At 67.2% G+C, this 13,628-nt stretch carries 14 protein-coding genes and 1 pseudogene; 6 read left to right on the top strand and 9 right to left on the bottom strand.

Annotated elements, in window-relative coordinates:
- Positions 1-152 precede the first annotated feature (152 nt).
- Together JZ792_RS19335 and JZ792_RS19330 are read left to right on the top strand one after the other, a co-directional pair.
- Positions 153-902 (top strand): SDR family oxidoreductase, encoded by a 750-nt coding sequence (locus tag JZ792_RS19335; RefSeq protein ID WP_216911919.1) that lies wholly within the window; start codon positions 153-155, stop codon positions 900-902.
- Between the two features lie 280 nt (positions 903-1,182).
- A complete protein-coding gene (locus JZ792_RS19330) occupies positions 1,183-1,875 on the top strand; it encodes a DUF8020 domain-containing protein (protein ID WP_216911918.1) in 693 nt (230 codons plus the stop codon).
- A gap of 78 nt (positions 1,876-1,953) precedes the next feature.
- On the opposite strand, the gene JZ792_RS19325 is transcribed toward JZ792_RS19330, so the two are convergent.
- The gene (locus tag JZ792_RS19325) at positions 1,954-2,811 is read right to left on the bottom strand and encodes a cyclopropane mycolic acid synthase family methyltransferase (RefSeq protein WP_216911917.1); all 858 of its coding nucleotides are present in this window, start codon (positions 2,809-2,811) and stop codon (positions 1,954-1,956) included.
- Between the two features lie 333 nt (positions 2,812-3,144).
- On the opposite strand from JZ792_RS19325, the gene JZ792_RS19320 reads away from it, so the two are divergent.
- A complete protein-coding gene (locus JZ792_RS19320) occupies positions 3,145-4,290 on the top strand; it encodes a transcription termination factor Rho, short form (RefSeq protein WP_308165364.1) in 1,146 nt (381 codons plus the stop codon).
- 125 nt (positions 4,291-4,415) lie between these two features.
- On the opposite strand, the gene JZ792_RS19315 is transcribed toward JZ792_RS19320, so the two are convergent.
- Positions 4,416-4,853, bottom strand: a complete 438-nt coding sequence (locus tag JZ792_RS19315; RefSeq protein ID WP_216911915.1) for a DoxX-related protein — start codon at positions 4,851-4,853, stop codon at positions 4,416-4,418.
- 100 nt (positions 4,854-4,953) lie between these two features.
- Here JZ792_RS19315 and JZ792_RS19310 point away from each other — a divergent pair, with 100 nt between their 5' ends.
- Complete coding sequence (locus JZ792_RS19310; RefSeq protein ID WP_216911914.1) at positions 4,954-5,523, top strand: TetR/AcrR family transcriptional regulator; 570 nt, start codon at positions 4,954-4,956, stop codon at positions 5,521-5,523.
- Between the two features lie 88 nt (positions 5,524-5,611).
- Positions 5,612-6,034, top strand: coding sequence for an SUKH-4 family immunity protein (locus JZ792_RS19305; RefSeq protein ID WP_216911913.1), 423 nt, complete (start codon positions 5,612-5,614; stop codon positions 6,032-6,034).
- Here the strand turns inward: JZ792_RS19305 and JZ792_RS19300 are convergent.
- On the bottom strand, positions 6,019-6,849 hold the full coding sequence (locus tag JZ792_RS19300) for a helix-turn-helix transcriptional regulator (protein ID WP_216911912.1): 831 nt from the start codon (positions 6,847-6,849) through the stop codon (positions 6,019-6,021). The genes JZ792_RS19305 and JZ792_RS19300 overlap by 16 nt on opposite strands.
- 113 nt (positions 6,850-6,962) lie before the next feature.
- Here JZ792_RS19300 and JZ792_RS19295 point away from each other — a divergent pair, with 113 nt between their 5' ends.
- The gene (locus JZ792_RS19295) at positions 6,963-7,850 is read left to right on the top strand and encodes an NmrA/HSCARG family protein (protein WP_216911911.1); all 888 of its coding nucleotides are present in this window, start codon (positions 6,963-6,965) and stop codon (positions 7,848-7,850) included.
- 52 nt (positions 7,851-7,902) lie between these two features.
- Here JZ792_RS19295 and JZ792_RS19290 read toward each other — a convergent pair whose 3' ends face one another.
- The 6 genes and pseudogenes from JZ792_RS19290 to JZ792_RS19265 all read right to left on the bottom strand — a co-directional run.
- On the bottom strand, positions 7,903-8,253 hold the full coding sequence (locus JZ792_RS19290; protein WP_109528562.1) for an HPF/RaiA family ribosome-associated protein: 351 nt from the start codon (positions 8,251-8,253) through the stop codon (positions 7,903-7,905).
- 101 nt (positions 8,254-8,354) lie between these two features.
- The gene (locus JZ792_RS19285) at positions 8,355-9,695 is read right to left on the bottom strand and encodes an MFS transporter (protein ID WP_254190048.1); all 1,341 of its coding nucleotides are present in this window, start codon (positions 9,693-9,695) and stop codon (positions 8,355-8,357) included.
- 209 nt (positions 9,696-9,904) lie between these two features.
- Entirely contained in the window at positions 9,905-10,672 is a 768-nt protein-coding gene (locus JZ792_RS19280; RefSeq protein ID WP_308165363.1) for a 3-oxoacyl-ACP reductase, read from the bottom strand.
- Between the two features lie 26 nt (positions 10,673-10,698).
- A complete protein-coding gene (locus tag JZ792_RS19275) occupies positions 10,699-12,057 on the bottom strand; it encodes an aldehyde dehydrogenase family protein (RefSeq protein WP_216911909.1) in 1,359 nt (452 codons plus the stop codon).
- On the bottom strand, positions 12,054-12,788 hold the full coding sequence (locus JZ792_RS19270; RefSeq protein ID WP_308165362.1) for a gamma-glutamyl-gamma-aminobutyrate hydrolase family protein: 735 nt from the start codon (positions 12,786-12,788) through the stop codon (positions 12,054-12,056). Before JZ792_RS19270 ends, JZ792_RS19275 begins: the two co-directional genes overlap by 4 nt.
- Positions 12,769-13,628: pseudogene (locus JZ792_RS19265) on the bottom strand (glutamine synthetase family protein); the annotation flags it as partial. The pseudogene JZ792_RS19265 and the gene JZ792_RS19270, both read right to left, overlap by 20 nt.

Here is a 13,628-nt window from a genome sequence, read left to right as displayed (position 1 = left end):
CGCGGGCAAGCCTGGGAATGACAACCGCGCCGCGACCGAATCTTTCGAAGATCCGAGGCCCATCACCTCAGCGTATGTGAGGCAAATCCCGCTATCGACTACGAGCGGATAACCATCTCCGGCGGATCCGGCACGCCGCTATCGTCTGCCGCATGACGAGAAGCAGGATTCTGATCACCGGGGCGAGCGCGGGCCTCGGCGCGGGCATGGCACGGGATTTCGCACGTAAGGGCCGCGATCTGGCGCTGTGCGCCCGGCGGCTCGACGCCCTGGAGAGTCTGCGCGCCGAACTCACCGCGGCGCATCCGGGAATCACGGTCGCGGTGCGAGCGCTCGACGTCGACGATCACGCGGCAGTCCCCCGGGTCTTCGGTGAATTACGTGACGATCTCGGCGGCCTGGACCGGGTGATCGTCAACGCGGGCCTCGGCAAGGGCGCGCGGATCGGCACCGGCCGCGCCGACGCCAATATCGCCACCGCGACCACCAACTTCGTCGGCGCGCTCGCACAGATAGAGGCGGCGATGGAGATCTTCCGCGCCCAGCAGGCCGGTCACCTCGTTCTCGTCTCCTCGATGAGCGCGGTGCGCGGACTTCCCGGCACCAAGGCCGCGTATTCGGCGAGCAAGGCGGGACTGGCCGCGCTGGGCGAGGCGCTGACGGTCGAACTGGCGCCCGGCCCCATCGCGGTCACGACCCTGCTTCCCGGTTTCATCGCGACCGATATGGCTGCCAAGGCCGGTGACGCGAAGCTGGTCGCGCCACTGGACAAAGGTGTGGCCGCGATGGTTCGCGCGATCGAGAAGGAACAGATCCGCGCCTGCGTGCCCGGTTGGCCGTGGCGGTTCATCGACAAGGCTCTCCCGTTGCTCCCGCGCGCAGTCGTCGCCAAGCTCGGCTGAGCGATACCGGGACATAGACACCTCTCAGCAACCTCGGATCACATTTCCATCTCCGATGTTGTGCGTTACGCCACATTTGACGTCGCTGAAAGTTTGCTAAATGTCCGAATTAACAACTTCCTAACGCAGTTCACTCCGAATTGACGCTTTACTTGCGGGTTTCGTTACCTTCCCGTAATCAATGAAGACAAACCTACTGGAAGGTTTGCTTCTGCGAGCCGCGCCGGCTCGAGCCCCGAGGGGCCGAAGGTGCTCCTGCTGAGGAAAGTGTTCCAAATTCATGAAGCTCAAGAAGTTCGCTGCGACATCTGCCCTGGTTATCGCCGCTGTTGGCGTCACAAGCGCGACCGCCTACGCCGCTCCGGCTCCGGCACCCGCGCCCGGTTCGACGATCCAGACCGATGTGCTTCCCGGAATTCACTACACCGCGAATATCGTGGACAACTCCGTTGTACTGAAGACCGACGCCGGATCGCTGACGACCCAGGGCTCGCAGTTCCAGGTGCTCGACGGCCAGGGCAACCTGGTTGCCGGAATGCCGCTGACCTATCTCAAAGACGGCATGGAATGGCCGATCGCCGCCCAGGTCGACGGAAATACCGCGACTTTCACGCCGAGCACCGACGTGGCTGACGCCCGTCCGGCGACCATGCTGCAGCCGGTCGCCGCCCAGGACATCGGCGGCGCCGACTTCAACTCCTCGCTGAGCGTCGCCGCCACCCAGTTCGGTCTCGCGACCGGTATCGGCACCCTCGTCGGCTCCCTGGTCGGCGGTGTCCTCGGCTGTGTCGCGGGCGCGATCATCGGCGCTCCGCTGGTCGTTCCCACCTTCTTCGCCGGACCGCTCGGCCTCTGTGTCGCCGGTGCGGGCGTCGGTATCGCGCTCGGCGCGGCGGCGGGCATGATCGTGCTCGGCGTCCCCGTCGGCATCGCCAGCGCCATCCAGTTCTACAACGCGGTCTACGGGGCCTGATCCCACCACGCGTCACCGATCGCCCGGCCGCCACCTCGACGTGGCGCGCCGGGCATCTGTGTCCTCACGGGTCACGCGCTACTTGGACAGCGTGAACTGCATGACATCCAGGTGCCCGCTGCGGAAATGCGCCGCGCAGCCGGTGAGGTATTTCAGATAGCGGGCGTACACCTGTTCGGACGTGAGGCGCACCGCCTCGTCACGGTGGGCTACCAGGGCGCGCGCCCAGTGATCGAGAGTGCGGGCGTAGTGCGCTTGCAGCGGCTGGATCCGCTCCGTACCGAACCCGGCCATACCCGCCGATCTGGTCACCACCGCGGGCTGGGGCAACTGCCCGCCGGGGAAGATCTCCCGCTTGATGAAGATGTGGAACAGCGCCGTCTCGCGGGTCACCGGAATATTCATCCGGCGCAGGTCGTTGAGAGTGTGACCGACGATGGTGTGCAGCAGCATCCGCCCGTCGGCGGGCAGGATTCGATAGCAGCGCTGGAAGAAGTCCTGGTACCGTTCGCGCCGGAAATGCTCGAACGCGCCGATGCTGACGATCCGATCCACGGATTCGCCGAATTCCTCCCAGCCCTGTAGCCGCACCCGCACATCGGACAGGCCGCGCCGTTCGATCTCCGATGCGACGCGATCGTGTTGATTGCGGCTGAGCGTCAGGCCGACGACCCGCACCCCGTACTTCTCGGCCGCGCGGAACATCGTTGCGCCCCAACCGCATCCGATGTCGAGCAGGAGCATGCCGGGTTCGAGCCCGAGTTTGCCGAGTGCCAGGTCGATCTTGGCGGTCTGGGCCTGTTCCAGCGTCATCGCGTCGTCTTCGAAGTAGGCACAGCTGTAGGTCATCGACGGGTCGAGAAATATTCGATAGAACTCGTCGGACAGGTCGTAGTGCGCTTGGACATCCTCGTAGAACGGTTTCAACGCTCCCATGGCGTACCTCCCTCGTTGTGGACGACTACAGGGGATACGTCGGGACCGCCGTCGGGGTTCACCATTTGCGCAGGAAGTGCGGTACCGGGTACTGTCGCGGTGGACACCTCCTTGTGGATGTAGACAAATGTCCCGGCCGATTCATCCGGCCGCATCTCCCGCAGGCGAGTTCGAACCTCTTCCCCCGTACGGCTGTATGCCGTCACAGCGGGACCACTGCGGCACCCGCCGAGCAGCCACTCGCGGCTCCCCTCTTCGTTTCCGGCTCGTCCGAACCTTCGACGACCTTCCGGATCACCCACGCCCACCTGAGGAAAACCCATGAAAGACAACATTTCTCCCACGAGTACACACGAAAACTCCCGTCCCACTGAATATTCCGTCAGCGGTATCCTCGATATCGTCGGCAACAACGCGACGCTGCGGGTCGAGGGCTATCTGCCCGACCCGCGCGACCTCCACGTCACGCCCCGACTGATCCACGACAACGGTTTGCGGCGCGGCGATTTCGTCACCGGAACCGCCCGCGCCGCGTCGAGGAACGACCGGCACGACCCGCTCACCCGGGTCGACACCGTCAACGGCCTCGATCCGGCCCGGGCGAAACTCCGATCGAACTTCGCCGACCTCACGCCGATCTACCCGAATCAGCGCCTGCGTCTGGAAACCGAGCAGCACGAGATGACCACCAGGGTCGCCGATCTGGTCATGCCGATCGGCAAGGGCCAGCGAGCCCTGATCGTCGCACCGCCGAAAGCGGGGAAAACCTCTGTCCTCCAGGCGATCGCGCACGGTATCGCCAAGAACAACCCCGAATGCGAACTCATGCTGGTCCTGGTCGGCGAACGTCCGGAAGAGGTCACCGATCTGGCCAGGTCCGTGCCCGCCGATATCGCCGCGGCCACCTTCGACCATTCGCCGAAAGAACATGTCGCACTGGCCGAACTGGCGATCGAACGGGCCAAACGTCTGGTCGAGATGGGCCGCGACGTGGTGGTCCTCCTCGATTCGCTGACCCGCCTGGCCCGCGCCTACAACCTCGCCGCACCCGCGTCGGGGCGGATCCTCTCCGGCGGCGTCGACGCGGCGGCCCTCGCCCCGCCCAAGCGCTTCCTCGGCGCGGCCCGGAATATCGAGCACGGCGGCTCGCTCACCATCATCGCCAGCACCCTGGTCGAAACCGGTTCGCAGGCCGACACCGTGATCTTCGAGGAATACAAGAGCACCGGCAACGCCGAACTCAAACTGGACCGCGCCGCCGCGAGCAAGCGCGTCTTCCCCGCGGTCGATATCGCCCAGTCCAGCACCCGCAAGGACGAATTACTGCTGGCCCCGGCCGAATTGGCCGCCACCCACGCGCTGCGCCGCACCCTCGCCGCCGTCGACAGCGGCCAATCCCTCGAACTACTTCTCGAGGGACTGCGCCGCACCCAGACCAACGCCGAATTCCTCACCCAGCTCTCCACCCCGGGGCGCTGACGGCTTTAAGGGCTCTTTAAGCCGCTGTCAAGGCACCCCAGGCATATTTATTTCAGCCCCGGTGGGGGCCTGCTCCAGGAGGGGGGAGCAGGGCCCGCCGGGGCCCTTTCGTCGGTTCGACGCGGCTATCCGAATATCACCAGGGCCGTCGCGCCGAGGAAGACGAGTTGAACCAGGCCGCGCAGCGGTAGAGGCATGGTCTTCACGCCGACACCGGCGCGCGCGGCGTGCACGTTCGCCGGAAACATCGCGATCAGCAGCAGGGCCAGGCCCGCCGCGGCGAGTGCCGAGGTGGGCGGGATCAGCAGGCCGAGCGCGCCCGCCAACTCGAGAATTCCGGTGACGGTGACCAGGGTGGCCGGATTCGGCAGTCGGGGCGGCACCATCGCGATGAGGGCGTCGCGGCGCGGCTGCTGGAAGTGGGCGATACCGGTGAGCAGGAACATCGCGGCCAGTCCGAGCGCGGCGGCGCGCGCCAAGGAATCGAGCGGACCGATATCGCCGAGCCATCCGGCCAGGCGCACGAGCGCGGTGACGACGAGGAGTACGAGCAGGGGTGCCATCGGGGGCCTCCGGGGATCTCACGGCCAATCTTGACAGTGGCAAGATTAACCACGCCGGAGGGAACTTGTCAATGACAAGATTGGGCGTCACCATGGGGGAATGACGAAAAGCGGATACCACCACGGCGATCTGCGCGCGACCATCCTGGCCGCGGCCGCCGAACAGATCGCCGCCGACGGCGTCGACGCGGTGTCGCTGCGCGGACTGGCCCGCAGGGCGGGCGTCTCGCACGCGGCGCCCGCCCACCATTTCGGCGACCGCGCGGGTCTGCTCACCGCGCTCGCGATCGAGGGTTTCGACCTGCTCGCCGCCGAACTGACGGGGGCCGGATCGGATTTCCGCGAGGTCGCGGTCGCCTATATCCGCTTCGCGTTGCGGCACCGGGGCCATTTCGACGTGATGTACCGCGGCGACCTGCTACGCACCGACGATCCGGAACTCACCCGGGCCCGCACCGACTCCGGGGCGGCCTTGCGCGCCGGGGTCGCCGAACTCCCCGCACGCCGTTCACCGGAACGTGACCGGGCCACCCAACTCGCCGCCTGGTCGCTCGTGCACGGCTTCGCCACGCTGTGGCGCGAAGGGGCCTTGGCGAATTCGGCGCTGACGACGTCCGATGATCCGGAGACGCTGGCCAGGGCTATGATCGATACCGTTCAGTTCGACTGAACCGCAATTGTTCCCGGCCTCGATTTCCGGGAACACTGGGCCGTGCCCATTGCCTCGGTGATAGGCAGGGACCAGTGAAAGGGGCACCATGGAAGTCCACGCCTATCCCACCGAAGCGACCGTGCCGGTGGATCTGGCCGAAGCGCGACGCATCGCCGATCTACACCTGCGCGATCCGGACGACGCCGCCGACGACATCGGTTCGGTGGTGACGGAATTCGACGCCGGGTTCACGGTGGCCGCCGTACGCGGAACCGCGGAAGCGGGCAGACTACCCAAGCCCGCGATCGGCGGATCGGTCTGCGTCATCGACAAATCGACCGGCGCGATCTCCTTCTGGCCGACCTATCCGACCGCCCTGATCGCCGAACAGTACGCCGTGATGCGCGACACCGGACGCCTGGTGGTCGAGGACAGTTGGCCCGACCCCGAGGATTTCGACCTCGTCACCACCGCCACCGGCGAGGATGTCGACGACGCTGTCCTCGCCATCGATTACGAGTCGAGCTGACCGGCGACCCGCGCCCGATCCGCCTCGGTCGCGGGAAGTTGCGCCACCAGCAGCAGATCCGGATTCTCCACCAGCCGTAGCTGATACAGCGCCAACTCGATCGGACCGGCCTCGGGATGTTCGATCACGATGGTGGCCGGACGGAAGTCGCGCACCGGATACTCCGACCACCAGGTGCGGAACTCGGCGCTCGCCTCGGACACTCCGGCCACGATCGCGGCCAGGCGCGCGTCGTCGGGGCGACGCCCTACCACCGCGCGGAACTGACTCAGCACCGCACGCGCGGCCCGCTCCCACTCGCGCATGGCCGCGCGATTGCGCTCGTCGGTGAACATCCACCACAGCAGATTGCGGCGATCGGGCGCGAGTTCGGCGGGGTCGGTGCGGATCCGACGAAACGCCTCGTTCCAGACCACGAAATCGAAATACGAGTCGTGCACGACCACCAGGCTCGGCGACATCGAGTCCGCCAATCGTTGCATCCGTGAAATCGCCTCGGTCACATCACGTTCCACCGTGGGATCGGACAGACCCGCCAGCGTGCGCAGGTGCCGGTGCTCGACCGCGTCGAGCCGCAATGCCCGGGCCAGCGCGTCCACCACCTGCGAACTCGCCACGATCTTGCGGCCCTGCTCGAGCCACGTGTACCAGGTATGGCTGACCCCGGCGATCTCGGCGACCTCCTCCCTGCGCAATCCGGGGGTGCGACGCCTGCCCGGTTCCAGATCCGGTGGCAGTCCGACATCGGCCGGTGCCAGCTTGGCGCGGTGCGCGCGCAGGAAGGCGGCGAGTTCGGCCCGCTGGTTGTCACTCATCGAGTTCCCTTTATGGGTAGCAGTATTGGTGCCAGGACCACGGCGGCGCTCGTCCCTAACGTCATATCCAACGGGTGATCGACACCGAATCGCCCACCACCTGGGAGCATGACATGACGAACGACAACGGACCGATTCTGGTCATCGGCGCGACCGGTCAGCAGGGCCGCGCCACCACATACCGACTGCTCGAGAGCGGCAGGCGGGTCAACGCCTTCGTACGCGACCCGCAAGCGCCCGCCGCGATCGCGCTGCGGGACGCGGGGGCGGAACTGGTCGTCGGCGATCTCGATGACAGCGCGTCGGTGCGGGCGGCGATGGACGGCTCGTACGGCGTCTTCCTGATGCTGACCATGATGACCGGCCCGCACATCACCGCCGAAGGCATCGCGAACGAGGAGCGACGGGGTAAGGCGGTCGCCGATATCGCGGGCGAATCCGGCGTCGAACACCTGGTGTACAGCTCGCTGCGCGGCGCGGGCGAGAACTCCGGCGTCGAGTACTACGCCGCGAAGGAGAATATCGAGGCGCATATCGAGAAGCTCGGCCTGCCCGCGACGATTCTGCGGCCGGTCTTCTTCATGGACAATTTCGGCGCCTACAACCGGCCGGTGGTGGACGGCAACGGCGAGCTGGTCGTGAATCTCGCTGTCCGAGAGGATATTCCGATGTCACTGATCTCGGTGCACGATATCGGCGCTTTCGCCGCCATCGCGTTCGAGCGCCCGGACGACTATCGCGGCCGGATCGTGCCACTGGCGGGCGACAGGCTGACCCCGCCCCAGATCGCCGAAACCTTCGGGCGAGCAGCCGATCTGCCCGCCCGCAGTCTTCGGATTCCGGTGGATCAGGTCGCGGCCTTCGACGCGCAGGTCGGAAAGATGTTCGCCTACTTCAACGAACGGCCCGACGAGGCGATCGACACGGCCGCGCTGCGGGCACACCACCCCGGCCTGATGGATCTGGCGACGTGGCTGCGGGCCACCGACTGGAAGCCGTGACGCCCCGGTCGAGCGGGCGACGACCGGGCGGACCTCGCCCGGTCGCCGGAGCTCATTCGACAGGCAGGTGGCGGATGGACTCGCCGCCCTTGGCCTGGTGCAGCCGTCCGAAACGGCTGTCGAGCAGTTTGGCCATATTGTCGGCGGCCCCGGTGTAGGCGGCCTCGACCGTATCGGCACGATTGGTCACCGCGACCGGCTGCTGACCGGTGGGGCGCGCTTCGAGCACGCACTGTTTGTCCTCCGGGCCGCCCTTGTCGCCGTTCTGGTCGCTCAGATGGGCTTCGATCCGGGTCAGATGCGGTTCGAATCGCTCGAGTATCGAAGAGATCCTTTCCTCTGCCTGCCGAATCAGGTCTTCCCCGCCGTGGATATTGCTGTCGGTGTTGATCTGAATCTGCACGCGCATCTCCCTTTCGTTCGGTGTTTCACCCGCGAAGGCGACGGCGCCTCCGCGAGAGCAGTTACCCGTCCGCGATCCCGACAGTACCCGCCGGGATCGGCTCAGGTCGCGGACTGCACGGCCAACTCCGACGTCGGGTTCTCGGCGTCGGGTACCTCCGTACCGCGCAGGGATGTGCCCGCGGTCTCGCGCAGGAAGTTCCAGGCGACCAGGCCGATCAGGGAGGCGCCGACCATGTAGAGCGCGGGGAACAGCGCCCAGTCCGTCGCCTCGATGACGGCTTCGTTCACCAGCGGCGCGGTACCGCCGAAGAGCGCGGTCGACACGTTGTACGCCAGCGCGAACCCCGCGTAGCGCACGTGGGTCGGGAAGATCGCGGGGAAGGTCGAGCTGATGGTGGACAACTGCGGGACGTAGAGCAGGCCGAGCACGATGAACCCGGCGATCGCCCACCCGGTTCCCTGTCCCATCAGCCAGTACATCGGCACCGCGAGCACGGCCAGACCGATCAGGGAGACCAACCACATCGGACGCCTGCCGACCCGATCGGACAGACCACCGAAGAAGGGCAGCACCAGCATCATCACCACCTGCCCGGTGAGCATCATCGCGGTGGTGGCGGACTCCCCCATCCCGATGGTCTTCTCCAGGTAGGTGGGCTGATAGGTGAGCAGGGTGTAGTTGACCACGTTCAGCGCGACGACCAGCCCGGCCAGCGTCAGGGTCTCCCTGCGGTAGGTGGTCAGCACCTCGCGCAGACCGCCGGGCGGCTTCGGGCGCTCGGCGACCTCCTCGAAGACCGGGGACTCGTCCAGGCGTGAGCGCAGGTACCAGCCGATCAGGCCGAGCGGAACCGCGAGCAGGAACGGGATACGCCAACCCCAGTCGTGCATCGCGTCCGAGCCGAGCGCGAGCTGGCAGACCAGTACCACCGCCGAACCGCCGACGAATCCGCCGAGGGTGCCGAATTCGAGGAAGCTTCCGAGGAAGCCGCGTTTGCGGTCGGTACTGCATTCGGCCAGATAGGTTGCCGCGCCGCCGTATTCGCCGCCGGTGGAGAAGCCCTGCACCACTCGGAGCAGGATCAGCAGGATCGGAGCGGCCACACCGATGGTGGCGTGGGTCGGGATCAGACCGATCGCACCGGTGGCGGCGGCCATGAGCAGAATCGTGGTGGCCAGCACCACTTTTCGGCCGACCCGGTCACCGAGCGGGCCCCAGACCGCACCGCCGAGCGGACGCAGTACGAACGACACCGCGAAACCGAGCATGGTGCCGAGGGTGCCGAGATCTCCGGGGAAGAACGCGTCGGTGAGGTAGGTCGCGGTGGCCGCGTAGACGCCGTAGTCGAACCATTCCGTGGCATTGCCCATGGCCGACGCGGCGACAGAGCGGCGCAGTTGTCTCGGCTGCTTCTCGAGCTCCGTGGAGTTGTCGGGCATCGCGCGTCTCCTCTTCCGGCCCGTCCCCGCAGACCTCGATCGGTACGTCCGGTCCCGGGAAATTTCCCAGAACCGGCACGACAAGGACCGATACCCGTGTTCGCCGCGACGCAAACAACGGCGGCGTTCCGCGCGGTTTCGCACACCCCGGGCTACCTGCGCCGATATCAGGAATTGTGATCCGAGTCACATATCGCCGCGAACGCCGCCTACAGCGGTGTGACGTAGGCCCCCGAGATACCCCCGTCGACCAGGAATTGGGAGGCGGTGACGAACGAGGAATCGTCGCTGGCGAGGAAGGCCACCGCGGCCGCGATCTCCTCCGGTTCGGCGAAACGGCCGGTGGGGATGTGGACGAGGCGGCGGGCGGCGCGCTCGGGATCCTTCGCGAACAATTCCCGCAGCAGCGGTGTGTTCACCGGCCCCGGGCACAGCGCGTTGACCCTGATCCCCTGACGGGCGAATTGGACGCCGAGTTCGCGGCTCATCGCGAGCACGCCGCCCTTGGAGGCGGTGTAGGAGATCTGGGATGTCGCCGCGCCCATCACCGCGACGAACGAAGCGGTGTTGATGATCGAACCGCGACCGCGTTCGAGCATGTGCTCGATCGCGTATTTACTGCACAGATACACCGAGGTCAGATTGACCTGCTGCACCCGCTGCCAGGCCTCGAGCCCGGTGGTGAGGATCGAATCGTCCTCGGGCGGTGAGATTCCCGCGTTGTTGAAGGCGATGTCGAGACCGCCGTAGGTGTCGACGGCGGTGCGGAACATGGCGCGCACCTGCTCCTCGTCGGTGACGTCGACCCGGACGAAGGTGCCGTCCACCGCCGCCGCGGCGGCCGCACCGGACTCGGTGTCGATATCGGCGACGACGACCCTGGCGCCCTCGGCCGCGAACCGGCGCACCGTGGCGAGCCCGATACCGCTACCGCCACCGGTGACGACGGCGACTCGATCCTGTAAGCGCTGCAACACATCTCCTTCTCGACGAGTCGATACCGCTAGGTCGCGATGAAGACATTCTTGGTCTCGGTGAACGACAGCGCCGCGTCGGGACCGAGTTCACGGCCCAGACCCGACTGCTTGTATCCGCCGAACGGCGTCCAGTACCGCACCGAGGAATGCGAGTTCACCGACAGATTCCCGGCCTCAACCCCTCGCGCGACCCGCAGCGCCCGCCCGACGTCGCCGGTCCAGATGGATCCGGACAGACCGTATTCGGTGTCGTTGGCGATCCGCAGCGCGTCGGCCTCGTCCTCGAACGGCAGCACCGCGACCACCGGCCCGAAGATCTCCTCGGTCAGGATCCGGTCGTCGGGGCCGTCGGGCAGCACCACCGTCGGCGGATACCAGAATCCGGGGCCGTCACGGCGGGTCCCGGTGTAGGCGATCTTCGTCGACGACGAGACGAATCCGGCCACCCGCTCCCGGTGCGCCGCCGAGATCAACGGGCCCATCTCGGTCGCCTCGTCGTTCGGATCACCGACCCGCACACCGGCGACGGCCGGTTCCATCAGTTCGAGGAAGCGATCGAAAACGCTGCGCTGCACGAGAATCCGGGACCGGGCGCAACAGTCCTGGCCCGCGTTGTCGAAGACGCCGTACGGTGCGGTCGCCGCCGCCTTCTCCAGATCCGCGTCGGCGAAGACGATATTGGCGCTCTTGCCGCCGAGTTCGAGCGTCACCCGCTTCACCCGGTCGGCGCATCCGGCCATGATCTGTTTGCCGACGTCGGTGGACCCGGTGAAGACGACCTTGCGCACGGCCGGATGGGTGACGAAACGCTGCCCGACCACCGCGCCCTTACCCGGCAACACCTGGAATACGCCTTCGGGCAGCCCGGCCCACAGCGCGAGTTCACCGAGCCGGATCGCCGTCAGCGGGGTCAGTTCGGCGGGTTTGAGCACGACGGTATTGCCCGCGGCCAAGGCGGGACCGAATCCCCACGCGGCGATCGGCATCGGGAAATTCCACGGCACGATCACCCCGACCACGCCGAGGGGTTCGTGGAAGGTGATGTTCACTCCGCCCGCGACCGGAATCTGTTGGCCGAGCAGTCGTTCCGGGATCCCGGCCGCGTAGTGCAGCACATCGCGCACATTGCCCGCCTCCCAGCGCGCGTTGCCGATGGTGTGACCGGCGTTGGTCACCTCCAGCCGGGCCAGATGTTCCAGATCCTCGTCCACGGCGTCGGCGAAACGGCGCAGCAGTCGCGCGCGATCACCGGGCGCGACAGCGCGCCACGCGGGTGCCGCCGCGGCGGCTCGTTCGATGGCGGCGTCGGTGGCCGCCTCGTCGGCGAGTTCGATCGCGGCGACCACTTCCTCGGTCGCCGGGTTGATCACCTGTGCCGTCGTCACGCCGCGCACTCCTCTCGCCGGGCGGCCGCCGTCACCACGGCCCGCATCAGGCGATCGTCGGCCGAATCGGCCTCGGGATGCCACTGCACGCCGATCAGGAACGGCCCGCTCGTTGTCTCCACCGCCTCGATGGTGCCGTCCGCCGCGTGCGCGGTGGCCGTCAGCCCGGGCGCGAGCCGGTCGATGGCCTGGTGGTGGTGACAGTGCGCTGTCACCTTCGCCCCGGCCACCGCCGCGACCCTGCTGCCCGCGGTGGTCGTCACCGAGACCGGGGTGAACGAGCCGGGACCACCGGAGTGTCCCTCGTGGCCGATCACGTCGGGCAGATGGCCGACCAGCGTGCCGCCGAGGGCCACATTGACCAGCTGCAATCCGCGGCATACCGCGAGCACCGGCAGCCGCGCCGCGCGGGCCAGCCGGAACAGCTCGAATTCGGACTCGTCGCGATCCGCCCTGGTGTAGCCATGGGGTACGGCGGACCCGCCGTACCGAGCGGGATCGATATCCGCGCCGCCGGTCAGCACCAGGCCGTCGAGCCGCGCGACCAACTCCGGACGCGCGACGCCGGTCGGCGGCAGCAGCACCGGAATCCCACCCGCCCGCGCCACCATGTCGACATAGCTGTGGTGCAGGATCGCGCAGCGGGTGTCCCACGCGCCGAAAACGGCACGCTCGGCGTAGGTGGGCAGGCCGATGACCGGACGGGGACCGTCAGAGTCGTTCGAAACCACGGATTCGCTCCCAATCGGTGACCGCGGCGTCGAAGGCGTCGAGTTCGACCCGCGCCGCGTTGCGGTAGTGCTCCACCACATCATCACCGAAGGCCGCCCGCGCGACCGGGGACTCCCCGAACAGTCGCGCGGCCTCGCGCAGCGTCCCCGGCACCCGGGGCCGATCCGACCGGTAGGCGTTGCCGCGGAACTCCGGCTCCAGCGGCAGCGCGTGTTCGATGCCGTGCAGTCCGGCCGCGATCGTCGCCGCCACCGCGAGGTAGGGATTCACGTCACCGCCGGGGACGCGGTTCTCCATCCGCAGCGACTCACCGTCGCCGACGACGCGCAGCGCGCACGTCCGATTGTCCACACCCCAGGTCAGGGCGGTCGGAGCGAAACTTCCCGGCGCGAAACGTTTGTAGGAGTTGATATTCGGGGCGAGCAGATAGGTCAGTTCGCGTAGGCAGTCGAGCTGGCCCGCCACGAAATGCCGCATCAGGGCCGAAGTGCCCGCGGGTCCGTCGCCCGCGAAGACCGCCGTGCCGTCCTCGGCGCGCAGGCTGATGTGGATATGGCACGAATTACCCTCACGCTCGTCGTATTTCGCCATGAAGGTGAGACTCCGACCGGCCTGCGCGGCGATCTCCTTGGCCCCGGTCTTGTAGATGCTGTGGTTGTCGCAGGTCACCAGCGCCTCGTCGTAGCGGAAGGCGATCTCGTGCTGGCCGGGATTGCACTCCCCCTTGGCCGACTCGACATACATACCCGCGCCCGACATGTCGTTGCGGATACGGCGCAGCAGCGGTTCGACGCGGGCGGTGCCGAGCACCGAGTAGTCGACGTTGTACTGGTTGGCGG

Origin of the sequence: Nocardia noduli (assembly GCF_019038455.1) — a bacterium.
Classification (GTDB): domain Bacteria; phylum Actinomycetota; class Actinomycetes; order Mycobacteriales; family Mycobacteriaceae; genus Nocardia; species Nocardia noduli.
This window is presented reverse-complemented; position numbering and strand designations above follow the sequence as displayed.

Coding starts and splice junctions, on each gene's coding strand:
- JZ792_RS19335 (WP_216911919.1), top strand. CDS start 153: ATGACGAGAAGCAGGATTCTGATCACCGGGGCGAGCGCGGGCCTCGGC.
- JZ792_RS19330 (WP_216911918.1), top strand. CDS start 1,183: ATGAAGCTCAAGAAGTTCGCTGCGACATCTGCCCTGGTTATCGCCGCT.
- JZ792_RS19325 (WP_216911917.1), bottom strand. CDS start 2,811: ATGGGAGCGTTGAAACCGTTCTACGAGGATGTCCAAGCGCACTACGAC.
- JZ792_RS19315 (WP_216911915.1), bottom strand. CDS start 4,853: ATGGCACCCCTGCTCGTACTCCTCGTCGTCACCGCGCTCGTGCGCCTG.
- JZ792_RS19310 (WP_216911914.1), top strand. CDS start 4,954: ATGACGAAAAGCGGATACCACCACGGCGATCTGCGCGCGACCATCCTG.
- JZ792_RS19305 (WP_216911913.1), top strand. CDS start 5,612: ATGGAAGTCCACGCCTATCCCACCGAAGCGACCGTGCCGGTGGATCTG.
- JZ792_RS19300 (WP_216911912.1), bottom strand. CDS start 6,849: ATGAGTGACAACCAGCGGGCCGAACTCGCCGCCTTCCTGCGCGCGCAC.
- JZ792_RS19295 (WP_216911911.1), top strand. CDS start 6,963: ATGACGAACGACAACGGACCGATTCTGGTCATCGGCGCGACCGGTCAG.
- JZ792_RS19285 (WP_254190048.1), bottom strand. CDS start 9,695: ATGCCCGACAACTCCACGGAGCTCGAGAAGCAGCCGAGACAACTGCGC.